General features: G+C 44.6%; 27 protein-coding genes and 1 pseudogene. 16 read left to right on the forward strand and 12 right to left on the reverse strand.

The window, feature by feature from the left end; translation table 11 throughout:
• Nucleotides 1-7: 7 nt before the first annotated feature.
• Genes trpE through rpe form a run of 3 tightly spaced genes read right to left on the reverse strand, consistent with a single transcriptional unit; the run spans nt 8 to nt 2,875 of the window.
• On the reverse strand, nt 8-1,501 hold the full coding sequence (trpE, locus tag Q7A_RS08150; protein ID WP_014706870.1) for an anthranilate synthase component I: 1,494 nt from the start codon (nt 1,499-1,501) through the stop codon (nt 8-10).
• Between the two features lie 9 nt (nt 1,502-1,510).
• Nucleotides 1,511-2,179: a phosphoglycolate phosphatase gene (locus tag Q7A_RS08155; RefSeq protein WP_014706871.1), complete on the reverse strand. Its 669-nt coding sequence runs from the start codon at nt 2,177-2,179 to the stop codon at nt 1,511-1,513.
• Nucleotides 2,180-2,182: 3 nt separating this feature from the next.
• Nucleotides 2,183-2,875, reverse strand: a complete 693-nt coding sequence (gene rpe, locus Q7A_RS08160; RefSeq protein ID WP_014706872.1) for a ribulose-phosphate 3-epimerase — start codon at nt 2,873-2,875, stop codon at nt 2,183-2,185.
• Between the two features lie 197 nt (nt 2,876-3,072).
• Here rpe and Q7A_RS08165 point away from each other — a divergent pair, with 197 nt between their 5' ends.
• The 6 genes from Q7A_RS08165 to Q7A_RS08190 all read left to right on the forward strand — a co-directional run bounded on the left by Q7A_RS08165 (nt 3,073) and on the right by Q7A_RS08190 (nt 8,986).
• Nucleotides 3,073-3,957, forward strand: coding sequence for a DUF3530 family protein (locus Q7A_RS08165; protein WP_169697742.1), 885 nt, complete (start codon nt 3,073-3,075; stop codon nt 3,955-3,957).
• Nucleotides 3,957-4,763, forward strand: a complete 807-nt coding sequence (locus tag Q7A_RS08170) for a spermine/spermidine synthase domain-containing protein (protein WP_014706874.1) — start codon at nt 3,957-3,959, stop codon at nt 4,761-4,763. Before Q7A_RS08165 ends, Q7A_RS08170 begins: the two co-directional genes overlap by 1 nt.
• A 132-nt stretch (nt 4,764-4,895) precedes the next feature.
• Entirely contained in the window at nt 4,896-5,453 is a 558-nt protein-coding gene (locus tag Q7A_RS08175; RefSeq protein ID WP_014706875.1) for a L,D-transpeptidase family protein, read from the forward strand.
• Nucleotides 5,454-5,597: 144 nt separating this feature from the next.
• Nucleotides 5,598-7,775 carry a YgiQ family radical SAM protein gene (locus Q7A_RS08180; protein WP_014706876.1) on the forward strand — a complete coding sequence of 726 codons (2,178 nt, stop codon included), beginning with the start codon at nt 5,598-5,600 and terminating at the stop codon, nt 7,773-7,775.
• Between the two features lie 78 nt (nt 7,776-7,853).
• Nucleotides 7,854-8,399 (forward strand): cytochrome b, encoded by a 546-nt coding sequence (locus Q7A_RS08185; protein ID WP_014706877.1) that lies wholly within the window; start codon nt 7,854-7,856, stop codon nt 8,397-8,399.
• Between the two features lie 17 nt (nt 8,400-8,416).
• Nucleotides 8,417-8,986: a YceI family protein gene (locus Q7A_RS08190; RefSeq protein ID WP_014706878.1), complete on the forward strand. Its 570-nt coding sequence runs from the start codon at nt 8,417-8,419 to the stop codon at nt 8,984-8,986.
• A 9-nt stretch (nt 8,987-8,995) separates the two neighbouring features.
• Here the strand turns inward: Q7A_RS08190 and Q7A_RS08195 are convergent, their stop codons facing one another.
• Both Q7A_RS08195 and Q7A_RS15630 read right to left on the reverse strand, forming a co-directional pair.
• Nucleotides 8,996-9,235, reverse strand: a complete 240-nt coding sequence (locus Q7A_RS08195) for a hypothetical protein (protein WP_014706879.1) — start codon at nt 9,233-9,235, stop codon at nt 8,996-8,998.
• A gap of 15 nt (nt 9,236-9,250) precedes the next feature.
• Nucleotides 9,251-9,379, reverse strand: a complete 129-nt coding sequence (locus Q7A_RS15630) for a hypothetical protein (protein ID WP_014706880.1) — start codon at nt 9,377-9,379, stop codon at nt 9,251-9,253.
• Nucleotides 9,380-9,457: 78 nt separating this feature from the next.
• On the opposite strand from Q7A_RS15630, the gene tsaB reads away from it, so the two are divergent.
• The 3 genes from tsaB to cmoB are packed head-to-tail and all read left to right on the forward strand — an operon-like array spanning nt 9,458 to nt 11,840.
• Nucleotides 9,458-10,144, forward strand: coding sequence for a tRNA (adenosine(37)-N6)-threonylcarbamoyltransferase complex dimerization subunit type 1 TsaB (tsaB, locus tag Q7A_RS08200; RefSeq protein ID WP_014706881.1), 687 nt, complete (start codon nt 9,458-9,460; stop codon nt 10,142-10,144).
• Complete coding sequence (gene cmoA / locus Q7A_RS08205) at nt 10,141-10,872, forward strand: carboxy-S-adenosyl-L-methionine synthase CmoA (RefSeq protein ID WP_014706882.1); 732 nt, start codon at nt 10,141-10,143, stop codon at nt 10,870-10,872. The genes tsaB and cmoA overlap by 4 nt, the downstream gene beginning before the upstream one ends.
• Complete coding sequence (cmoB, locus tag Q7A_RS08210; RefSeq protein ID WP_014706883.1) at nt 10,869-11,840, forward strand: tRNA 5-methoxyuridine(34)/uridine 5-oxyacetic acid(34) synthase CmoB; 972 nt, start codon at nt 10,869-10,871, stop codon at nt 11,838-11,840. The genes cmoA and cmoB overlap by 4 nt, the downstream gene beginning before the upstream one ends.
• A 32-nt stretch (nt 11,841-11,872) precedes the next feature.
• Here the strand turns inward: cmoB and Q7A_RS08215 are convergent, their stop codons facing one another.
• The 7 genes from Q7A_RS08215 to Q7A_RS08250 all read right to left on the reverse strand — a co-directional run bounded on the left by Q7A_RS08215 (nt 11,873) and on the right by Q7A_RS08250 (nt 17,681).
• Nucleotides 11,873-12,256, reverse strand: coding sequence for a hypothetical protein (locus Q7A_RS08215; RefSeq protein ID WP_238595890.1), 384 nt, complete (start codon nt 12,254-12,256; stop codon nt 11,873-11,875).
• A gap of 245 nt (nt 12,257-12,501) precedes the next feature.
• On the reverse strand, nt 12,502-12,693 hold the full coding sequence (locus tag Q7A_RS08220) for a CPXCG motif-containing cysteine-rich protein (protein WP_014706886.1): 192 nt from the start codon (nt 12,691-12,693) through the stop codon (nt 12,502-12,504).
• Between the two features lie 595 nt (nt 12,694-13,288).
• On the reverse strand, nt 13,289-13,777 hold the full coding sequence (locus tag Q7A_RS08230) for a GNAT family N-acetyltransferase (RefSeq protein WP_238595891.1): 489 nt from the start codon (nt 13,775-13,777) through the stop codon (nt 13,289-13,291).
• Nucleotides 13,778-13,790: 13 nt separating this feature from the next.
• Entirely contained in the window at nt 13,791-15,563 is a 1,773-nt protein-coding gene (locus tag Q7A_RS08235) for an SLC13 family permease (protein WP_041354460.1), read from the reverse strand.
• A gap of 105 nt (nt 15,564-15,668) precedes the next feature.
• Complete coding sequence (locus tag Q7A_RS08240) at nt 15,669-16,193, reverse strand: lipocalin family protein (RefSeq protein ID WP_014706890.1); 525 nt, start codon at nt 16,191-16,193, stop codon at nt 15,669-15,671.
• Between the two features lie 95 nt (nt 16,194-16,288).
• Nucleotides 16,289-17,098, reverse strand: a complete 810-nt coding sequence (locus tag Q7A_RS08245) for an ion transporter (RefSeq protein WP_014706891.1) — start codon at nt 17,096-17,098, stop codon at nt 16,289-16,291.
• A 91-nt stretch (nt 17,099-17,189) separates the two neighbouring features.
• Nucleotides 17,190-17,681, reverse strand: a complete 492-nt coding sequence (locus Q7A_RS08250; protein WP_151903909.1) for an Arc family DNA-binding protein — start codon at nt 17,679-17,681, stop codon at nt 17,190-17,192.
• Between the two features lie 192 nt (nt 17,682-17,873).
• Between Q7A_RS08250 and Q7A_RS08255 the strand changes: the two genes are divergently transcribed.
• From Q7A_RS08255 to Q7A_RS08285, 7 genes and pseudogenes are all read left to right on the forward strand, one after another.
• The gene (locus tag Q7A_RS08255) at nt 17,874-19,934 is read left to right on the forward strand and encodes a sensor domain-containing protein (protein ID WP_014706893.1); all 2,061 of its coding nucleotides are present in this window, start codon (nt 17,874-17,876) and stop codon (nt 19,932-19,934) included.
• A 79-nt stretch (nt 19,935-20,013) separates the two neighbouring features.
• The gene (locus Q7A_RS08260) at nt 20,014-20,394 is read left to right on the forward strand and encodes a MerC domain-containing protein (RefSeq protein ID WP_014706894.1); all 381 of its coding nucleotides are present in this window, start codon (nt 20,014-20,016) and stop codon (nt 20,392-20,394) included.
• Nucleotides 20,387-20,797, forward strand: coding sequence for a TraR/DksA C4-type zinc finger protein (locus Q7A_RS08265; RefSeq protein ID WP_014706895.1), 411 nt, complete (start codon nt 20,387-20,389; stop codon nt 20,795-20,797). The genes Q7A_RS08260 and Q7A_RS08265 overlap by 8 nt, the downstream gene beginning before the upstream one ends.
• Nucleotides 20,778-21,989, forward strand: a complete 1,212-nt coding sequence (gene zigA, locus Q7A_RS08270; RefSeq protein ID WP_014706896.1) for a zinc metallochaperone GTPase ZigA — start codon at nt 20,778-20,780, stop codon at nt 21,987-21,989. Before Q7A_RS08265 ends, zigA begins: the two co-directional genes overlap by 20 nt.
• Before the next feature lie 70 nt (nt 21,990-22,059).
• A pseudogene (locus Q7A_RS08275) lies at nt 22,060-22,628 on the forward strand (DUF1826 domain-containing protein).
• Between the two features lie 17 nt (nt 22,629-22,645).
• Complete coding sequence (locus tag Q7A_RS08280) at nt 22,646-23,191, forward strand: ZrgA family zinc uptake protein (RefSeq protein WP_014706899.1); 546 nt, start codon at nt 22,646-22,648, stop codon at nt 23,189-23,191.
• Nucleotides 23,191-23,655, forward strand: a complete 465-nt coding sequence (locus Q7A_RS08285) for a Fur family transcriptional regulator (protein WP_014706900.1) — start codon at nt 23,191-23,193, stop codon at nt 23,653-23,655. The genes Q7A_RS08280 and Q7A_RS08285 overlap by 1 nt, the downstream gene beginning before the upstream one ends.
• The last annotated feature ends 11 nt before the right edge of the window (nt 23,656-23,666 follow it).

Here is a 23,666-nt window from a genome sequence, read left to right on the forward strand (position 1 = left end):
CTGTTATTTATTCAGTCGGTTTTGGCGGCTCAAGACCTGCCTCAGCCATGGCAACAGCTTTAAATATCGCGCGGGCTTTATTCATGGTTTCTTCCCATTCCATTTCCGGAACAGAATCATAGACAATACCGGCACCCGCCTGGATATGCAGTTGCTTGTCTTTGATGACGGCTGTGCGGATAGCAATGGCTGTATCCATATTGCCAGCCCAGGACAAATACCCAATGGCGCCGGCGTAAACGCCGCGTTTAACCGGCTCTAATTCGTCAATAATTTCCATTGCACGCACTTTTGGAGCACCACTGACGGTGCCTGCTGGGAAAGTCGCACGAAGTGCATCCATTGCCGTCATGCCGGGGAGAACCTGTCCCGTCACATTGGAAACAATATGCATCACATGTGAATAGCGTTCGATGACCATTTTATCGGTCAGATTTACCGTGCCTGTCTGACTGACCCGCCCCACATCATTACGACCCAGATCTATCAGCATTAAATGTTCAGCCAATTCTTTTGGATCGTTGAGCAGCTCCTGCTCCAGGGCTTTGTCCTGTTCTTCTGTTTTACCTCGACGACGGGTACCGGCAATGGGACGAACAGTCACTTCATTGTCTTCCATACGTACCAGAATTTCCGGAGAAGATCCGACAATGTGGAAGTCTTCCAGGTTCAGGTAATACATGTACGGCGATGGATTTAATGTGCGTAAGGCGCGATATAAGTCAATTTCTGCCGCATGAAAAGGCACTGACAAACGCTGTGACAGCACTACCTGCATGATGTCGCCATCGTTAATATATTGTTTTGCCTTACTGACCGCATCGATAAACCCGTCATGGGTGAAACCGGAGACAAAATCCTGTTCCGAAATCGAGTTCTGTGGACGTTTATCGTTAAATTTAGGGGTGGATTCCCGCAACTCACTAATCAGCTGATCCAGACGTTGCTGTGCCTGGTCATAGGCATCGGGCTGTGTTGGATCAGCATGAACAATCAAAAACAATCTTCCACTAAGATTATCAAACACCACAAGTTCGTCAGACACCATCAGCAACACATCGGGGCAGCCCAGAGGATCATTTGCAGGGGCTTCGCCTAAACGGGTCTCAACATAACGAACTGTGTCATAGCTGAAATAGCCAACCAAGCCACCGTTGAACTTAGGTAAATGTTCCAATGTGGGCACATTGAACTTCGCTTGAAAATCGGCAATCCAGGTCAACGGGTCGTCATGCTGAATTTCATTTATCAATACATTACGTTGATAAACTTTGATTTGGTCTCCGAATACTTTGATAACGGATTCACAGGGCAGACCAATAATCGAATAACGCCCCCATTTTTCGCCACCTTGAACCGACTCGAAAAGATATGAATAGGGCGCATCTGCCAGTTTAAGATAGGTACTTAATGGCGTGTCTAAATCGGCGAGCACTTCGCGATAAAGAGGGATGCGGTTATAGCCTTCACTGGCCAGTTGGTCGAATTGTGCCTGTTTCATTTTCGGCTTCTAAAAAAGAGTGTTTAACTCAGCAAAACTATCAATAACCGCATCCGGGTTAGCAGTGCGGATGTCGTTGCCATGGTTATAACCGTAGCTCATACAGACGATTTGAAAACCGGCGGCGCGTGATGCTTTGACATCACTGACCGAGTCGCCAATCATCAACGCTTGTGAAGGCTCGATATTAAAATAATTGGCTGCATAAATCAGCGGTGCAGGATCCGGTTTTTTCTGCGGCAAGGTGTCACCGCTGACAATCAGTTCAAAATAATCGCGGATCCCCAGATTATTCAGAATGGGCAGCGTAAACTGTTCATCCTTATTAGTCACACAACCCAGATGAATGCCCTGATCTTTGAGCCATTGTAAGCCCTGTTTTACATCAGGGTATAGCAGACTGCGTTTACTGGTGTTTTCCGCATATAACGCCATAAATATTGGCGCTGCCTGGGCATAAAGTGCTTCAGCAGGTTCACCATCAAGTTGGTTTATCAAGGCACGTTTTATCAGCCTTTCAACGCCGTTACCTACCCAGTTTCTGACTTTGGTTTCGCCACGTTCGGGCAGTCCTAGTTGCAACATGGTCTGATCGGTACACCAGGTCAGATCCGGCACACTGTCAACCAGTGTGCCGTCCAGATCAATTAACGCAAGGGCTGGTTTAATTAGAGGCATTGTTTAAATTTTGGTTTGGGCTAATTCTGCACGCAGGGCGGCAATAACGGTTTCGTATTTATTAGGATCACTGTCCTGTGCTGCACCAAATACGGCAGAACCTGCAACAAAGGTACGTGCTCCGGCTTCAGCAATTTCACGGATATTCTGAATGTTGACACCGCCATCAATTTCCAGATCGATCTTATAGCCACTTTCATCAATCATTTTGCGAGCTTGGCGTAATTTTTCCAGTGTGTGAGGAATAAATTTTTGACCGCCAAAACCCGGGTTCACAGACATCAGCAGAATACGATCTACTTTGTCCAGAACATGTTCAGCCAGCGTTAGTGGTGTCGCAGGGTTGAATACCAGGCCGGTTTTACAGCCTTCTGCTTTAACCAGTTGCAGGCTGCGATCAATATGCTCGGAAGCTTCAGGGTGAAAAGTGATATAACTGGCGCCAGCCTTTGCAAAATCAGGAATAATGCGATCAACCGGTTTCACCATTAAATGTACGTCGATTTCAGCGGTAACGCCATGCTTGCGCAAAGCTTCACAGACCAACGGTCCGATCGTCAGGTTTGGGACATAATGGTTATCCATAACATCGAAGTGAACGATATCAGCACCTGAGGCCAGTACATTTACCACTTCTTCGCCAAGACGGGCAAAGTCAGCGGAGAGGATAGATGGGGCAATTTTGAATTCGGCCATGTCGGATTCTCTCTAAGTTAGTTAAAAATTTGCTATCAAAACCCGTTACTCTACCCCAAAAGCAGGGTTTTTTCAGCTTTTGAAATTCATTATCGCTCTTTATACTGGCGTCAGTTGTCCAACCGAGCTAAATAGGAAAACGAGTGCGAATTCACCCACGATGGTTCATTACATTCTTGATGATTTTTTTACCAAGCATGGCCTTACACGCCGGTGCTTTGGATGAAACATCTGCAGCAAAGCCACAAATTTTGCGTCAGGACTCAGTAACAAAAGGCTATGAGCCATTAGCTGTAGGTGATCAAAGCATTGCGGCGGCGTATTTACCGCAAACCTTAGGTATATCTCGTGGCGCCATTTTGTTATTGCATGACATTAATGAACATATCGACAGCGCTGCGATTGGTATTTTAAGACGACAGTTACCGGCTTATGGCTGGAATACATTATCAATCAAGATCATTCGGTTTACGGAAGCAAGTGGGCAAGAGCCACTCGACACAGAAGAAAGGGCTGCCGCTGCAGATGAAGCGAATCCGGCTGAACAGGCTGAAACAGAGGAAACTGCAGCAACAGAAGCTGAGAGTACGCCCGCAGACAATGAAAATACTGAAACAGCCGATACAACTGAAACGGCAGAACCTGCTGAAGCGGAATTTACAGCGATAAGCACTGCTCAGCGTCTGGATGCGGCGTTATTAAAGTTACAACAGGAAGGGCATGAAAATATTGTGCTGATTGGTCAGGGGGCAGGGGGAGAACTGGCCTTAAAAACGCTTAACGAAACTGCGGTTCCGGTTGCCGCATTAATCATGATAAATACCGGTGAATTAGCAGAAGGAACGAGCATGACTGAAACGGCGATTCCAATATTGGAAATTCTGGGTAGTCGTCAGAAAGACACTATTAAACAGGCTGTTCTGCAACGGCGTATACAAATGAAAACCGAACAAAAAACCAACTATCAGTTAAGACGGGTCAATGGGGCGTCCCATTATTTCGCCAGCTCGTCTCGGCGATTAACCAATCTGGTTCATGGCTGGTTATATAAGCAGTTTTTTGAAGAAGAGGATGCGCCTTAATGCGCCTTTACTATGGTGGCTCAGTGGTTTACCAAGCTGCTTCTGATGAAGGTATTATTGAAGTCGTTGATATTGGTGATCAGCGATCGCTACATTTCGGAACCTATCCACGTCAGAGCAGCATGTCCTTGCAATCACCCCATCTGCTTGAACTGAGTTATACCCGCGCCATGATGGCCGGTTTATTGTTTCAACCAAGGCCTAAAACTATCTGTGTTATCGGCCTGGGTGGTGGATCACTGGTCAAGTTTTTACTGCATCATTTTGAAGAATGTCAGATTGATGTAATCGAATATCGGCAGGATGTGATTGATGTGGCACATCGCTATTTTGAAGTGCCGCATAATGATCCCAGACTGCGGATTCATCATGATGATGGTTATCAGTTTGTCAGCAATCAGTTTTTCAGCAATGGCGCGTTTTATGATCTGTTGCTGGTCGATGCTTTCGATCATGTGGGAATGTCAGCCAGTGTTGGTGGCCAGGCATTTTTTGATGCCTGTGCCGGCGTGCTTAACGATGATGGACTGATGAGCATCAATTTGTGGGGAACCGATCGGCCAGGATTCAGTCAATCGATGCAACGTATAAATCAAAGTTTTGATAATCAGACCTTAGTGTTACCGGTGGCAGATAAAGGCAATGTGATTGGTCTGGCTTTGAAGCAAAAATTCAATGTAAGCCAATTAAAAAGACATCGGGACCTGGCCGAAAATCTTAACCAGCAGTTTGATGTCGGTTTACCCCAATCATTGCATGATTTGATAAAACAAAATATTTCATTTTTAAATCGATTATTTCTTTAAAAATATTAATTTACAGGTGATAATTCAGGCATTTTATGATAAAAATCTATTGTCTTTTCTTAGCGGATTAATTGCCATATGCTTAGGCTGCTTTTCTTAGTCTTTTTATTTCATTGGCCTGCTGCTGCCACGATGGCAGATTCAGAGGCCATTGAAGTGGTGATTGTGCGTTCAGAAAATAAATTGCTGGTAAGAAAAAACGACAAAACCTTGCGCACTTTTAAAGTGGCTTTTGGCAGTGGTGGTCGCCAGCCAAAAATGCAGGAAGGCGATCGCAGAACGCCACAAGGTCATTATCGAATCAAAGATATCCGCAGCAGCGATAAGTTTTATCTGTTTATGCATCTGGATTACCCCAATATGGATGATGCAAAACAAGCGCTTAAAGATGGCAGAATAACCCGCACGCAATATCGCAAGATTCTTGCAGCGTTTATCTACAATGAAACGCCGCCGCAAAATACACCGTTAGGTGGACAGATTGGCATCCATGGTATTGGTGAAGAGACACCAGACAAACTGGATATTCATGCAATATCGAACTGGACCAAAGGGTGCATTGCAATGCGCAACTCTGAAGTGCGTGAGTTAGCCATGTGGGTTGATGAAGGCACACCGGTAATCATTATTGATTCACTTGAGTCATTTAAAGCGGCAGTAAACCCCTATAAAGCTGCAGTAAACCCTTAGCCGTTTATTGCAGCCACCTGTATCAGAACATAAATGTATTCGTCATATTTGACTGCATCCAAGATACCTAAAACCTAAGAACAAGCCATCTCGTGTTTGCTACAATAAGCCTTTGATTTTTCGCTGTTGTTTATCTGAGGTTGTATGCAAGCCGCTCCCGATATTTTTTCTTACCGCAAATTCTGGGCTCACCGCTTTGGTGTTGCGCCGCAATTGCCAATGTCACGCAGTGAAATGGAAGCTCTGGGTTGGGACAGTTGTGATGTGATCATCATAACCGGTGATGCCTATGTGGATCATCCCAGTTTCGGCATGGCATTAATCGGTCGATTACTGGAATCACAGGGGTTTCGGGTCGGCATTATTTCGCAGCCCGATTGGAACAGCACCGAAGATTTTCAGCGATTAGGTAAACCGAATCTGTTTTTTGGCGTCACTGGCGGCAATATGGATTCGATGGTCAATCGTTACACCTCAGATAAAAAAATTCGTCGTAATGATGCTTACACTGCCGATGGTGAGGGTGGTAAACGCCCGGATCACAGCGTCGTTGTATACAGTCAGCGTTGTCGGGAAGCCTATAAAGGTGTGCCAATCGTTATTGGTGGTATCGAAGCCAGTTTACGTCGTATTGCTCACTATGATTACTGGTCCGAAAAAGTACGCCGCAGCGTGATTATGGATTCCAAAGCCGATTTACTGGTTTACGGAAATGGTGAGCGGCAGGTGGTTGAAATAGCCCATCGTCTGGCACAGGGTGAAGCAGTTAGTGAACTGATCGATGTTCGTGGCACAGTCTATACAAAGCGTCATGGGCGACGTGAAGACTGGTGGGAAAAAGATTCCACCAGTATTGATAGACCGGGTCAGCTTAATCCGCCTATTGATCCATACCAGATGCAGACTGAAGAGAGCTGCGAGCAATCCAAGGCTGAAACTGCTGTGCCAGTTGAACCTGCTACCAATGTAATCAAAATTCATCGCGTTTCACCGCGTAATGCTGAGAAAACCGTTATTCGTCTGCCGCGTTACGAAACAGTTAAAGATGATCCAATCATCTATGCACATACTTCACGGATCCTGCATCTAGAGACTAACCCGGGTAATGCGTTGGCATTGGTTCAACAACATGGCGATCAGGATGTTTGGCTCAATCCGCCACCGATTCCTTTGACCACCAAAGAGATGGATGCGGTATTTGATCTGCCTTATACCCGTTTGCCGCATAAGGAATATGGCAAGGCCAATATTCCAGCTTATGAGATGATTCGTTTTTCGGTGAATATTATGCGTGGCTGCTTTGGTGGCTGTACTTTCTGTTCGATTACCGAACATGAAGGTCGGATTATCCAGAGCCGCAGTGAAGATTCGATTATTCGTGAGATTGAAGCGATTCGCGATACCACGCCCGGCTTTACCGGCATTATCTCGGATCTGGGTGGCCCGACAGCCAATATGTATCGATTGGCCTGTAATAGCGAAGAAATCGAGGCCAGTTGCCGTCGTCTGTCTTGTGTTTTTCCGGGTGTCTGCAAAAACCTGAATACTGACCATACGCCGTTAATTAATTTATATCATCGTGCTCGCAGTCTGCCGGGTATCAAAAAGATCCTGATTGCATCAGGGTTGCGTTATGACCTCGCGGTTCTGTCACCGGAGTATGTTAAAGAACTGGTCACTCATCATGTGGGCGGCTATCTGAAAATTGCGCCGGAACATACCGAAGATGGTCCACTGTCGCAGATGATGAAGCCAGGCATTGGCACCTATGACAAGTTCAAAGCCATGTTTGATAAATATTCCAAACAGGCTGGCAAAGAACAGTATTTGATCCCGTATTTTATTGCAGCCCATCCAGGCACCACAGATAAAGATATGATGAATCTGGCGTTATGGTTAAAACATAATGGCTTTCGTGCCGATCAAGTTCAGGCATATTTGCCTTCACCGATGTCAGCTGCAGCAGCAATGTATCATTCGGGCAAGGACACCTTACACAAAGTACGACGTCAGGGTGGCGATATTACCGTTCCAAAAGGCTTGAAAGTAAGGCGTTTGCATAAAGCGTTTTTACGTTATCACGATCCGGAAAACTGGCCGATGTTACGTGAAGCACTGAAAAGTATGGGCAGATCTGATTTGATCGGTAATGGCAAAAAACATCTTATACCAAGCTTTCAACCTAAAGGCACTGGCGAAATGGGCGAAGGCAAGCGTATTACCCGTAAGGCTAAAACGCCGTCAACCCAGCCGGCGTTTCGTACACAGCATGTGCGATCTAAAAAGGTAAAAAGTGGAACGCAACGTTCCCGTAAACGATAAGGTGTGAGAGGAACCTCACTTAAATTAAGCTGGTCCGATAAGCATTGTGTGAGTTTGTTTTCCTATGGAGAGGAATGTATGCGTTTTAAAAATAGCTCTGATCGTTATGGCATGATAAGTATGCTGCTACATTGGTCGATCGCTCTGCTCACCATCGGCTTATTTATTCTTGGCCTATGGATGGTCGACCTTGGCTATTATGACGACTGGTATTATCAGGCACCCTGGTGGCATAAAGGGCTTGGATTTATTGTTTTTTTATTAGTCGTTTTGCGTTGGATTTGGCGTCCATTTGCTGGAAAGCCCGCAGCTATTTCATCCACGCCTATTTGGCAACAATGGGCAGCTAAAGCGGCTCATCAATTGATGAACCTGGCCATTATCCTGCTGGCCATTACTGGCTATCTGATTGTCACTGCAAAAGATGAATCTTTGGGGATTTTCGATTGGTTCAGTATTCCGGCAATTTCCAAATTAACAGTTGAAACCAGTGAACTGGTCAGCAAACTGCATTTATGGTCAGGCTATTTCATTATTGCATTGGCTTCATTTCACGCCCTGGCGGCGTTAAAACATCATTTCATTAATAAAGATGCAACGTTGCGTCGCATGCTTAATCTTTAAAACCAACAGGAGTTACCATGAAAAAAACCATCTTTGCCCTGGCTATGAGTACAGTGTTTACATTGCCTGCTTACGCGGCTGACTATGTTATTGATACCCAGAAAGCCCATGCATTTATTGATTTTCGGATTCAGCATTTGGGTTTTAGCTGGATGAGCGGTCGCTTTAATGATTTTGAAGGGACTTTCAGTTATGACCCGGAAAACCCTGAAGCGTCAAAAATTGATGTGAAAATTGATGTTGCCAGTGTAGATACCAATTTTGCTGAGCGTGATAAACATTTGCGCGAACAATTCCTTGAGACAGCGGAATTTCCCGATGCGCGTTTTACCTCTACCAATTTTGAGCAGCAGGCGGATGGTACTTTGTTAATGAAGGGGGATTTCACTCTGCATGGTGTTACCAGGCCGATGATTATTCCAGTTGAGAAAGTCGGTGAAGGTGATGATCCTTGGGGTGGCTATCGTGTCGGTTTTCAGGGTGAAACCAGTTTTATCATCGAGGATTATGATATTGATGTCAGCAAGTTGGGACCAAGCTCTCAGGAAGTTTTTCTGATTTTGTCTATTGAAGGCATCAGACAGTAGTTGATTTGATTAATCTTGTCGGGCGAGTTTAAACAAACGTTTTAGCTCGTCCTCCAGACTGTTTGCTGGTACAGCCTCCTGCCCACGGTTGTACCAGTAAGCAGCATTAGAAAGATCACCTTCAATTCGGTGCAGATAACCATGAATTAAACAGGCCAGTGGGTCACTGTACTGCTGGATAAGTTGATGAGCGCCATGCCAATCCTGTTCGCGAATTTTATCCAGTGCTTGCAGATGTATGACGCTCATTGGTTTCCTCGATATTTATGACTGCCAGGTAGCACTACCCAGCATCAGCAGACTACCCACGACGGCGAAAGGTGATGTTACTACCACAAACAGCAACTTCATCAATTCGCGGAAAATATAGATGGTATCAACGATATAACCCATAGCAAAACTCCTTTGTAGTTCACGGTTGAATTATAATGCGCGACTGTGACGGACAAATGACATGATGATGACCACCCTATGAATTTGCTTGCCCTTGATACCAGTACTGAAAGTTGTTCTGCTGCAATCACCATTAACGGTGTGTTGTATCAGCAACAGCAAATGACTCAGCGAGGTCATTCGACCTTAATATTGGGGATGCTCGATCAGCTTTTCAAGCAAGCCGATGCCTCAATTGCTGATATTGAGGCATTGGCATTCGGTAGGGGCCCTGGTTCGTTTACCGGTGTTCGCATTGGGGTCGGAGCTGCGCAGGGAATTGCATTTGCCCGTGAACTTCCCGTCATTCCCGTTTCAACACTTGCTGCTGTTGCTCAGGCTGCTTTTGATGCCTTTGGACAACAAAACATAGCGGTGGCCATGGATGCCCGTATGGACGAAATATATGCAGCCTGTTTTCAGGTGAAAGATGGTTTTGTGACGCTTATCGATGATGAAAAAGTGTGTACTGCTAAACAGTTTTTTCCAGCAAATTCCGAAAATTGGTTTGGCGCAGGTAATGGGTGGCAGGTTTATGCTGAGATGTTGCAAGCTAACTTTTCTGAACAATTGATTGACCAGCAAGCCGATATTTATCCTGTTGCAGCAACGATTCTCAAACTTGCTGAGCAGTTTTATCTGCGTGGTGAGTTTGTCAGTGCTGATAAGGCTTTACCAGTGTATCTGCGGAATAATGTTGCTAAAAAGAAGGCGCAACAGGGATGATCAAAAAAGCCGATAACATATTCGCTTCACCGCTGGAGCAGATGGTGGACTTTCGCTTTGATGAACGCGTGGTGGACGTGTTTCCCGATATGATCCAGCGCTCGGTTCCAGGCTATGGCACCCTGATCTCCAATATCGGCATTCTGGCTGCTCGTTATGCTCAGGAGAACAGCAGTTGCTATGACCTGGGGAGTTCCTTAGGTGCGATTACCTTATCGATGCGCCAGCGTATTAAGGCTGAAGATTGTCAGATTATTGCTGTAGATAATTCCCCTGCAATGATTGAACGGGCAGAGAAAATTATCGCTGCGGATAACAATCGAGTAGCGGTTGAGCTGCGCTGTGAAGATATTCACCAGATGCTTATTGAGAATGCCTCGGTAGTGGTGATGAATTTCACCTTGCAGTTTATTGCCCCGGCTTTACGTGATGAGTTAATTGATAAAATCTATCAGGGCCTGAAACCGGGCGGCATATTTATACTGTCGGAAAAACTGGCTTTTGACAGTGCTGAGCAACAGACTTTTTTTACGGATGCACATCACGATTTCAAACGGGCCAATGGCTATAGTGATCTGGAAATCAGTCAGAAACGCAGCGCACTGGAAAACGTATTAATTCCAGAAACTCTGTCAACACATCAACAACGACTTAGCAACGCTGGTTTTTCCCGCAGCGAATGCTGGTTTCAATGTTTTAACTTTGCTTCTTTGATAGCGTTTAAATGACCGTATATGAACCGTTTTATCGTTGGCTTGACTCCATTGGACAAGCTGACTGGGCCGAGCAACTGGCCAAATTTACCGAGCAGCGAATGGCGGACGATTTTCATGGCAAGATGCCATTATGGCAAAAAGCGTTGACGGATTTACCTTCCATAAAGCCTTCTGCTATAGAACTGCAACAACAGGTGGCTATTGGCGCAAAAGAAGATTTGGCGGCTTATGACACGTCTTCGTTTATTGAGCTGATCAAAACTTTTCATCCCTGGCGCAAAGGCCCGTACCAATTATTTGATATACACATTGATACTGAATGGCGATCGGATTGGAAATGGGATCGCGTATTACCGCATCTCAGTTCTTTACATGGCCGAAAAGTTCTGGATGTTGGTGGTGGCAATGGTTATCACGGTTGGCGCATGGTGGGTGAGGGCGCACAGATGGTAATGGGGATTGATCCGACATTGGTATTCAGCATGCAATATCAATTTATGCAGCACTTTATTCAAAGTGAAAAGCATTTTGTTTTACCGATTGGTATTGAACATATGCCTGAAAAACTGCATTTGTTTGATACGGTGTTTTCCATGGGCGTTTTATATCATCGCCGTTCACCGCTAAACCATTTGATGGAATTACGTCAATGTCTTCGCCCGGGTGGTGAGCTGGTCCTGGAAACGTTAATCATTGATGGGGAAGAAGGCATGAGTCTGATGCCAGAGGAACGTTACGCCAAAATGCGTAATGTCTGGTTTATTCCATCAATTCCAACGATGCTGTTATGGCTGCGGAAATGCGGTTATAAGAATGTGCGTTGTGTGGATGAAAATCTTACGTCACTGCAAGAGCAGCGGGCAACAGAGTGGATGACATTTGAATCGTTAGCCGATTTTCTGGACCCTCAGGATATGCATAAAACCATTGAAGGATATCCGGCACCAAAACGAGCCGTATTTATTGCTGATGCGCCATGAAGAAGATTAAATTTTAAGAATAGGTTTTTAATTTAAAAAGCCATTGAACTGGGTGAAACAGAAATCCACTTGCCACTTCGATGCTGACAGGCATCCAGCGATTTTTCCTGTACGTCATCACCGTTTTTGATTTTTAATTGATAGGCAAGGCAGGGGTAGTGTCCATAAGAATAACTGCGCATTAGCTGAATTTGATATTGAGTACTGGTATGTTGATTAATCCAGACATGTTTGGTTTCGAAATCATTTGATGAAAGAATCTCCTGCGTTCGATCCAGGTCCACGCTACTCATTGCTGTATTTGTGTCGATACCTGCCTCGACACCTGCAAGTAAATCAAGTGACGCATGCACTTGTGGAATCAACAGCATAACGAGCAAAGATAGATTAACTGCATTAAGCCAAATACGTTTCAATTATGAATTCCCATCTTTGGTCAAAGTCCAATAGAAACCGAAAATATAACATTCTTCAATAAGGAAACTCTCCTGGTTTAGGCGGGATATTTTTCCTTTAACTCCGTGCGTTTATATTTTTACGTGATATAAATGACCTGAAAATCAATTAAAAAAAGCGTTCTTTTGTTTAAAAAGTGGTGGTGTTTTTTTCAGCAAATATGGCACTGCCTTTATGTAATAAGCTCCAGTCAACATTTTTAGTTTTAAGCGTTTTCATCAACAGCCACGACATGAAATGAACCGTCCGCATTCACATAGACTGAAAATTCTATTGGGCGGCAACAGACAAAGCAATCCTCAATATATTGTTGATATTCCACACTGGCATCCAGTAAAACTTCAATGGTTTCACCGCAATAGGGGCACATTACGGATTGTTCCTGTAAAGCTTGCATCGCCATGCTCCAAAATTGTTTATTCTCGTTAAGAAATGTTTAGGTATGCATTAGTTCAATCTGTCATTCATTAAATATATTTTTGTGTAAGAAGTAGGGCTTGTTGATCTTTCATAGTCGCCTCTGTTTATGACTGAAAATGTACCAATCAAGGCGCTAGGAGAGCAGTTTGTGAGATGCATCCTTGTATCTCACCCCTTTGGGGCTTGCGCTCAAAAACGCTTATCTCCATGGATGGAGTGTATGCAAAAGCAATGTCTGGAACATTGCTTGTCCCGGCGTTTTTGTAGTCATTCTAAATAAACGACGAGCAAAGCTTCTGCATCCTGCTCACGCCCCTGACCTACATCCATGTAGGCCACGCAGACCGGCGCGCCTCCCTGGCGCGCCGGCATATGATGGGCAAGGGTGCCCAAATGCCGTGATAGCAGGGATAGCGATAGCGGCCTGTCCATCCGTGGACATAAGTAGTACATTTTCAGCCTCAACCCGCAGGGCTGGGGCTCTGAAAGCTCAACAAGCCCCAAGCCAACCAATAATAAACTCTGGGAGCAGCACGATGCAACAGGCCATAAAAGAAACCCTGACTACTCTTTTATAAGTTGTCGTACTCAAACAGAAAACGCCGGTCACCCAGACCAATACCCTCGGCTATTTGGCTGAAACCGGCCTTTCGATAAAACGCCAATAGCTCAGGGTAGTGGGCGACAGCATCCAATTGCAGGGTACGTCCATTGATTAACTTCAGACAATGTTGCAACAGAAGCCGTCCATAACCCGATTGCTGATGCTGTGGATGGACAGCCAGTTGAGTCAGATAAAAGTCAGCCTTCGGCACATCTGGCCAGCAATCGACATAATAATCGGCAGGTTTAATGCCTAAAGCGACACAACCTGAAACCTGTGAATCCTGTTTAAGAATATAAACCGTCTTCTGTAACAGATTCTCCCGGACGGATTGTTCATCATAAACACCCAACCAATGTGTCATACCCTGCTGATACATATGATTTGCACATGCCGTTAACAGTCTGACAAGTGCAGGAATATCCTGCTGGCAAGCGAGTTGAATTTGTGGCTTCATACTTTGCATAAAATTAATTAATTGGCCAGATCAACATGATGACGCTAATCGTCACCGCTCCAATAAATAAATTCATCGGAATACCTACTGTTAAAAAGTCACGGAAATGATATCCCCCCGGACCATACACCATTAGATTTGTCTGATAGCCCAGTGGGGTAGCAAAACTTGCTGATGCCGCCATCATAATCGCAAACACGAATGGTTCATTGTGCAGTTCGGCTTTAGATGTTAATTCCAGCACAATCGGCAACATTAATACCGCTGCTGCATTATTGGTAATCACTTCGGTCAGTACAGACACAGCGATATAGGTCATCACCAGCATTAACCAGGGTTGATTCTGGCTTAATGAAACAATACCGCTCGCCACCACATCAGCAACCCCTGTCTGCTGCAGAGCGACACCTAAGGCAAACGATGCGGCAATGGTTAAAATAACAGTCAGATCAAGGCTACGCTCTGCCTGACTTACTGAGCAACAACCGGTCAATATCATCAATGTTGCCCCAATTAATGACGCATGCAGCATATCAATAATACCGAATCCAGCTGCAGCTACCAGAGCGATCAAAATCACCCAGGCAAGCGCTGCTTTATCATGATTGGGAGATTCTTTGCCCAAATCATTAATCAATAAGAAGTCTTTGTTATAACGTTGTCGACTGACAAAAGCTGGTCTGGCCTCCAACAACAGAGAGTCACCTGCTTTTAAAACAATAGTGCTCAGGTTGCCTACGATACGTTCACCATTTCTGGCTACAGCCATTATCACCGCACCATATCGCTGACGGAATTTTGCTTCGCGAATGGTTTCGCCAATGGCTGCACAGTGCGGTGAAACGACAGCTTCCACCAGGCTTCTTTCCGGACGATCTGCAGAAAGTACAGTGCTTTCTGCATCGGAAGTAGAGGCAACAATACCTCTGATGCGAAGTAAATCAGTAATGCCCTGAGTGTCTCCGGCAAACACCAGACGATCACCACCTTGCAGGCGTTGTTCAGGCGTTACTGCCGTTAACAATGTTCCGTTTCGCTCAATTTCTACCAGATAAACACTTTTCTGCTCACGCAAACCAGCTTGTTGAATACTTTGTCCAACCAATGGGCCATTTGCCTCGACCATCACTTCCAGGGTGAACTCCCGAACATTTTCAAATGCGTGACTTTTCCCGATATCAGGCAGCCATTTAGGAAAAAACAGCCACATAAAAATCAAGCCACAAATGGCGACAGGTAAACCAATAATCGTGATGGAAAAAATTGAAAAACCAGCTTCACCGGTTAATGATTGATATTGACCATTTAAAACAAGGTTGGTACTGGTGCCAATTAATGTCAGTGTCCCGCCCAGAATAGCCGTGTAACTCAGAGGAATCATAAGTTTCGAGGGATTGATGTTAATTCGTTTGCACCAGGCAAGCAGCCCCGGAATCATGGTGGCTACCACGGGCGTATTGTTTAAAAAAGCACTGAGAAAAAACACCGGTGTAAACATCCGCAGGTAGGAACCTCGGATAGATTTTGGGGAGCCTAGCAATGATTTAACAAGAATATCCACACCACCAGAGGCATGTAAGCCGGCTGCAACAATGAACATCGCAGCAACGGTAATCAATCCTTCATTACTAAAACCAGCCAGGGCCTGTGGGCCACTCAGAACTCCGGTAGCTAATAACACCGTCATCGCCGTAATCATGGCAATGTGCGGGCGTACCCGTGTGAATGTTAAAACCAGCAGGACCCCACAGGTCACGCAGATGGTAAACCAAGCTTCCCATGACATTTATTTGTATCGCCTGAACAGTTAGAAGGCGACTATCATCGCAATAATTCAATATAAAAAGAATTAATTAATACAGATTTATATATACCGTTTTACGATATGGGTTTACCAGCGTTGCGGTACTTTCTTAATCTGTGAAATATCATAACCCTGCTCAGCAAGCAGTTGCAGCATCTTGAGATAATCCTGTTCCGGAATATGCGGTGTTCGCGCCATTATCCACACATAATCGCGTTTTTCGCGACCTACAATTGTCTGAGTGTAGTCGTCATTCAGATAGACGATTCGATAATCTGCTTTGAAGGGCCAGATAAACTGCATACCCCAAACCGCATTTGACCCGTCATCCATAACGAAGCCTTTTGGATGGTATTGTTTCTGTTCGCCATCAAAACCGTCTTTGTTAAAGGTAAATGTGGTGGCGATAGCGCCATCGTCATTCAGTTCATAAGTTTCGACAGCGTTGTGAGCACCTTTTTCAATAAAGGTCGGAATATTGGCAATGACATACCAATCACCCATAAAGCGCTTTATATCTACATTATTTTCGGTACGAATCGGTTTTGACATTGACTGACATCCTGCTAACAGCGTGATAAACAGCAACAGAGATAATTTACGACCAAACATCGACATCCCTCCTGATTAGAGATCTCAATGATCGAATGCCAACTGTGAATCGGATGTGAAGATGAGTGATTACATTTTGCCAGCCACTGCTGAAATCAGGATTTTGCTTTGATGAGTTGCTTGAGCTCTTCAAGCTGTGCCGACAAGTGTTCAATGGTCATATCGTTTTTATGCGCTTCTTCATGTTCTTCGGCACGCTCCTGTTCCATTACATTGACGACAATACCAATCAGCATATTGAGGAAGGCAAAAGTATTGAGGAAGATAAACATCAGATAATAAATCCAGCTTAGTGGATACACTGCCATGGTCTCGTACATAACATCAGTCCAGTCCTCAAATGTCATTACCCGGAACAACGTCAGCATTGAGACAGCAATATCACCCCAAAGAAAATCATTTATCCCTTCGAACAGCGTGGTGCCAATCGCGGCAAAGATATAGACGATAATAAACATCATCAAGGCAACATAACCAAGCTGAGGTAACGCCTTAAGTAGAGAATTAAGCAAATGACGTAGTTCGGGAATTACCGAGACCATCCGTAAAACCCGAAAGATACGTATCAACCGGGCCACATAAGCCAGTTCACTATCATTGACCGGTATCAAAGAGACCGTGACGATAAGGGTGTCAAACACATTCCAGCCACTTTTGAAAAAATCCCGCTTATTGGGTTCTGCCAGAAAACGAACGCTTATTTCGACAACAAAAAAGAGGGTAATCGCATAATCCAGCCAGTCGACTAAGCGCAGAACCTGCAGAGGGATTTCATAGGTTTTGACCCCCGTGACCATGGCAGAAAACAAAATAACGCTGACCACGATAATTTCGAACAAACGATTTTGTCGCAGGCGCTCTAATTTGTTTTGAAAAGAGATTTGAGAGGATGTAGGTGTTTGCATGAATTGCAGCCAAAGAGTCAGTCAAGACCGCGATCATAGTCGGGATTTTTAATGGAGCAAAGACGTTTCGCCAAATAAAACTGAGAATATCTCAGTCGTTGGCAGCGAGATTATTGATTAAGGTCATAATCACCTTTTTGTTCGTTTCATTGAGTCCACGAAACATACACAGTAGTTGTTCTTCTGAATCTGAAATGACTAATTCACCATTAGCAATGGTACGGCAACCGTTCGGTCTTATTTTAACCGCAACAGAATGGCGGCGATGTTTTTCATAAGACTGGGTCAGACGCATAACGATTTCCAGATTCAGGCTGATCTCATGTTGTTGACTGAAATCGCGCAACAGGCTTTTCAGATCATCAGGTATGCGTAACCCAAACGCTTCGGTGAAGGTAGTGGTAGGGTGTTTTAGCAGAAATTCTTGCACAGTCGTTTTGCCGAAGCGATGAGTCAGGCTATTTTGTAATAAAAACAATGCCTCACTGGTCGTGCTCCGATTGTGCTGTGTCGCCTCAGAACGTAGCCAAGACATAAGCTCAGCAGGCAGTCTGAGGCCAAAGGGTCCTTTTCTCGCGCTCATCAATTAAAGAGTGTAAACAGTTGTTATTGACATAGTTAGTTACCATCTGTAGTTTCATTACCAATGGTATCTATTACCGTGGTATTTAGATAAGCCAGTGTTGCTCAGTAAGCGTGAAAGCCTTGTGAACTGGGCTTGCACGGCTGACGGAACGTATGGCAAAAGATCAACATTAAGGACAAGGCACGTAGTGTGAGAAACACATTATTAGAGAATGCTTTCAAATTCGCACATGAAGGCATCGTCATCACGGATGAACAGCAGAACATTGTTGATATTAATGAAGCTATGCAGCATATCACTGGCTACTCCCGTTCTGATCTTATCGGTAGCAAACCACAAATCCTTAGTGCTGAAAGCCAAAATAAAATATTTAATCAATCTCTATGGCAGTCATTGCAGCGCAATGGTTTCTGGCAAGGCGAAGTGTCCAATAAACGCAAAGATGGATCGCACTATATAGCCCGGTTTAGTGTTAAACGAATCAATGCCCACGGCAAAGTGTTTTACTTGGGTCATTTAAGTGATATCACCACCGACAGGAAGTATCGTGCTGTTCTTTCTGATCTGGTTCTTAATCGAAATTCACATCAGATCCTCAATAAAAACCGGCTGGAAAATGAATTCCGTCACATGAGTGCTCTTGCAGACCAGAAGGATGAAAAACTGGTCGTGGCCTTTATGGATCTGGATGAGTTCAAAAGTATTAATGATATTCATGGCAAGGTTACCGCTGACCAATTGTTGGAACAGGTTCCGGAACGTGTTCGAACTGCTCTGAAGAAAACCGATAGCATTGTACGCTATGGTGGTGATGAATTTGTGCTGATTATCGGTGGTATTGCCAGCCATGCTGCTGCCACAGACACCATTAATAAAGTGCTTTCAGCCATATCGCTTCCCTTTATCATCAATGATGTGCCGATGATGATTACAGCTTCAGTAGGCTATACGCTTTATCCCGAAGATAAAGGCAGTCTGGACACATTAATCCGCCATGCTGATCAATGTATGTATAAAGCCAAGCTGGATGGAAAATCTACCGTGTTTGCTTATGATCCCGGTGAGGAAGTTCAGATCACCGAGCGTAACCAGCAACTGCGGGAAATTGCGACTGCAATAAGTGAAGATCAGTTTGTTCTGTTTTATCAACCCAAGGTAACGCTGAGTACCGGGCATATTTTTGGCTTTGAAGCCTTGATTCGCTGGCAACATCCCAAACGCGGTCTGCTGTCACCGGATAAATTTATTGACCAGCTTTATGATACTGAATTGGAAGTCAGTCTTGGCCAGTGGGTTATCCGTCAGGCATTAAAACAGCTCGCAGCCTGGCAACAGGATGGTCATAACTATCAGCTGAGTATTAATCTCACTGCATATCACTTATCGACAGCGGACTTTTTTGACTGGCTGAAATATCAGATACAGCATTATCATGGCCTTGACACCAGTCGCTTCCAGATTGAAATACTGGAAAGTAATCGGTTAAGCGATTTGAGCCTTATCAGTAATGTGGTCGAATTCTGTAAATCAGAGTTCGGCATTACCACGGCACTGGATGACTTTGGTACCGGCTATTCATCGTTGACCCATATCCGGGTTTTACCAGTAGATGTTGTCAAAGTAGATCAGACCTTTGTCAGACGAATGTTGAGCGAGCCTGAGGATTGCAAGATTGTAGAAGGTGTTATTGCGTTGGCACAGTCGTTCAATATTCAGGTCATTGCCGAAGGGGTTGAATCTATTGCCCACGGTGAGGTGCTATTGGCAATGGGCTGTAATCAAGCACAGGGCTATGCGTTAGCCAAGCCTTTGCCTATTGATCAACTGATGAAGTTTTTAAGCTCATATCAGCCGTTCAGGCAATGGTGTTCGCAATCGGGTCTATTGAAAAACCATAAACAGGCACGACTCAGTCTGTTTTATTTTTATCTTAAATACTGGTTGCATCAACTTCAGGAAAGACTGTTTGTTGAGCCTGAGATTAAAACCGAGTGGCCTATAACCCAATTATCCGATACTCATTGCGGAATTTGGCTTGAAAAAGCCCGATATCATCATTACCTGGACGATGCCACGCTTGACCAGATAAGCCAATTTCATCATTACATCTTTCAATCTGGAAATGACTTACTGGCCAGTTATCTAGCCGGAGATGTTCATGCCAGCCGGGCAGGATTCAATGCTCAGGAAACCACGTTTCAAACCACACTTTATGAATTACATGTCCTGATTAAACGGATGTCTGAATAAGAATTCTGTTTTAAATGGTTGACAGTTGCCGCGCTTACTGAAATGATATGATATATCATAGTTAATGAGGTGGCTGAAAATGAAAGATGATTTGGCCGTGGCCTGCTCAGGTGCATGCATGATCCATTGCTTATTAACACCAATAGTCATTGGATTTGGCACAGCTGGACTGTTAGGGGATTGGTTTACTTCTGAATGGGTGCATAAGGTAATGCTCGTTCCGGTGATCCTGCTGGCGATCCTGAGTTTACCGGGAGCTTATCGCAGACATAAAAATCGTTGGCCTTTATTACTCGGCGGAATAGGACTTTTCACCATGGTTTCAGCATTAATCGGTCCGGAATCTCTGGAGACATGGATCACTCTGAGTGGTGGACTGCTGGTGATTACTGCCCATCTCTGGAACCGAAATCTGTCACTGCGACTCATTCCTGCTCCACAAGGAAATGCAAATGGATGAACAGGATTTATTAGCGGCTTCCGAGACCGAGTATATGAATGCTGAACAGTTGGCTTTTTTTGATCGTCGTCTGCAGCAACTCAGAACTGAAACCCTGGATGAGATATCTGCAGTAAAAAATCAAATGCTGGGCAACAGCCAGGTCAGTGATGTACTGGATAGGGCGCAGCAGGAAGAGGAGTCACAAATTGCTTTGCGTATTGCTGACCGAAAACGTCAATTGATTCCCAAAATTGATGCAGCAAGGCAACGCATTCGCAGTGGGGAATATGGTTATTGCCTGCAAACCGGTGAGCCGATCGGCATTGCTCGTTTGCTGATACGCCCGACTGCCGAATATTGCACTGACGCCAAAACCATTAATGAACAAAAAGAAGGCCTCTATGAAGTTAAATCCAGATAAACGTTTACCAGTTACTGTGTTATCAGGCTTTCTTGGTGCGGGTAAAACAACCGTTCTCAACCATATTCTGAATAACCGCGAAGGTCGAAAAGTGGCGGTTATTGTCAATGATATGAGTGAAATCAATATCGATGCACAGCAAATCCAGCAGGATGTGCAACTGAATCGTGCAGAAGAAAAGCTGGTTGAAATGAGTAATGGCTGTATCTGTTGCACCTTGCGTGAAGATCTGTTGATTGAGGTTCGTCAACTGGCCGCAGAGCAACGTTTTGATTATCTGGTCATTGAATCAACCGGCATTTCCGAACCGTTACCAGTGGCAGAGACGTTTACCTTTGCTGATGAAGAGGGAGAAAGCCTGTCACAGATAGCCCGTCTCGACACCATGGTGACGGTGGTGGATGCGGTGAACTTCCTGAGTGATTTTAATGAAGCCAAACAACTTCAGGAGACTGGTGAAAGTCTAGGTGAAGATGATCAGCGCAGTGTGGCAGATTTGCTGGTGGATCAGGTTGAGTTTTGCGATGTCATTTTGATAAGCAAAACCGATTTATGTACTGCTGCACAGCTAACCGAGCTGACGGGCATTTTGAAAAGCCTCAATACTGAAGCAGAGATTATATCGATAGAAAATGGCCAGATCCCATTGGATAAAGTATTGGGTACGCAGAAGTTCAGTTTTGAAAAAGCCGAGCAGGCAGCAGGATGGCTGAAAGAAATGCGCGGCGAACACATTCCCGAGACCGAAGAATATGGCATCAGTAGTTTTACCTATGTTGCCAGACGACCTTTTCACCCACAGAAATTCTATGATTTTGTGCATCAGGATTGGCCTTGCGGCAAGTTAATCCGCTCCAAAGGCTATTTCTGGCTAGCCAGTCGGCCGCAGTTTGCCGGTCAATGGAATCAGGCGGGTGGGATTGCCCGCTATGGTTTTGCCGGCATGTTCTGGAAAGCCATCCCCGAAAATCGCTGGCCACAGGATGAAGAAAGTCAAAAGACTATCAAAGAAAACTGGCAGGAACCCTTCGGTGATATGCGTCAGGAACTGGTGTTTATTGGTCAGAACTTAAATGCTGAAATGGTCACAGCAGAACTGGATGCCTGTTTATTGAATGACAGTGAATTATTGTCCGGGAAGCAGCTATGGGAGACATTGCCCGATCCTTTCCCAGCCTGGGAGACAGCTTGAAATGAATCAGAGTGCTATAGCCTTCAATCCAGTATTTGAGCATGTGCAGACAGCAGATTCGCCTTTAGTGATGACCTCAATTTATCAACCGCATATCAATCTGGTTATTTGGCAGCGTCAATTGCAAAAAACACTGCAGGACTCAATGCGTTACAATTACGCACAATAATTGCTCCAGCTGAAGTCAGTGAATGGCTTGGCGGATTATTACCAGAGAATCCGCAACGACATTTATTTATTGATGATGTCAGTGAGTTAGTGGAAATGTATGCAGATCTGTTCGATTTAAATGTTGTAGGCTTGCGCCTCAGCCTGATAAACGAGACGATGTGCCCCAGATTTCATACTGATCATTTAGCTTGTCGGTTGGTAATGACCTATCACGGACAGGGTAGTGAATGGTTGCAAGAAGACGATGTCGATCGTTCAAAACTGGGGGCTGGTGCTAATGGATTACCTGATCATTTGTCAGGAATATATCGACATCATCAGGATATTCAACAACTTCAGCAGGGAGAGGTTGGATTGTTCAAGGGTGATGGCTGGATTAATAGTCAGGTGAATGGCATTGTGCATCGTTCACCGCATATTAATAAGACCGATAAAAGATTATTACTGACCCTGGATTTTGCCGAGTGAGTAGGAGACTGTTGGACATGCGAGTTGCATTATATTTAGTCACCCTGTTTTGTGGCTTGCACCTGAGCTCTATTGTCTATGCTCAGGACGAACATCATGATCATGATGCAGGTCATCGCCATCATGGTGCCCATGTGCATGGAATGGCCACATTGGATTTAGTGATGGATGATCACCAATTGATGATGCATTTAAAATCACCATTAATGAATTTTCTGGGGTTTGAACATCAGCCGGAAACAGAACAGCAAAAAGCCATTTATCAGGATATGCTGCAACAGCTTGAAATGCTTGCTACCCTTGTGGAAGTTCAGGGTTCGAGCTGTAAGGCTGAATCAATCGAGGTGGAAGAACCGTTTGCGGACGCTGACGAAGCAGGACACGCCGACGTAGATGTCAGCTATTTTTTACATTGTGAAGAACCTGAAAATATTACCGAATTGAAAATCAATTTATTTGATGTCTATAGTAATCTGGAAAGTTTGCAAGTGCAGATGGTTTTACCGACCGGCCAGCAGCAATTAAAACTTAATCAACAACGAACCTCTATCCGGATCCAGTGATGGCGAAAGTCGATACCAATATAGTAATGCAACAAGCTGAACGTAGCTGTGTTGACCATGGTGTGCGGTTAACCAGTAAACGCAAGCATATTCTCGAAGTGTTATTGAACGCACAAGCACCTCGTTCAGCTTATGAAATTGCTGACTTGTATCGTCAGAAAACCGAGGAAAATATTCCAGTCATGTCGGTCTATCGAATGCTGGACTTTCTAATGCAGAATAGCCTGGTACATAAACTGGCCTCCAATAATAAATTTATTGCCTGTGCTCATATTGCCTGCTCGCATTCACACCAGACACCACAGTTTTTGATTTGTGATAACTGTCAGCAGGTAAGAGAAATAGGGGTAGACAAGCAACTGATTCATGCACTCGAAGAGAGCATTGAGCATAATCATTTTCAGCTTAACAGTCCGCAACTTGAACTACATGGATTATGTGAAACCTGCCAGCAGGATAGTTAACCCTTTTTTTG

It is taken from the genome of Methylophaga nitratireducenticrescens (assembly GCF_000260985.4).
Taxonomy (GTDB): domain Bacteria; phylum Pseudomonadota; class Gammaproteobacteria; order Nitrosococcales; family Methylophagaceae; genus Methylophaga; species Methylophaga nitratireducenticrescens.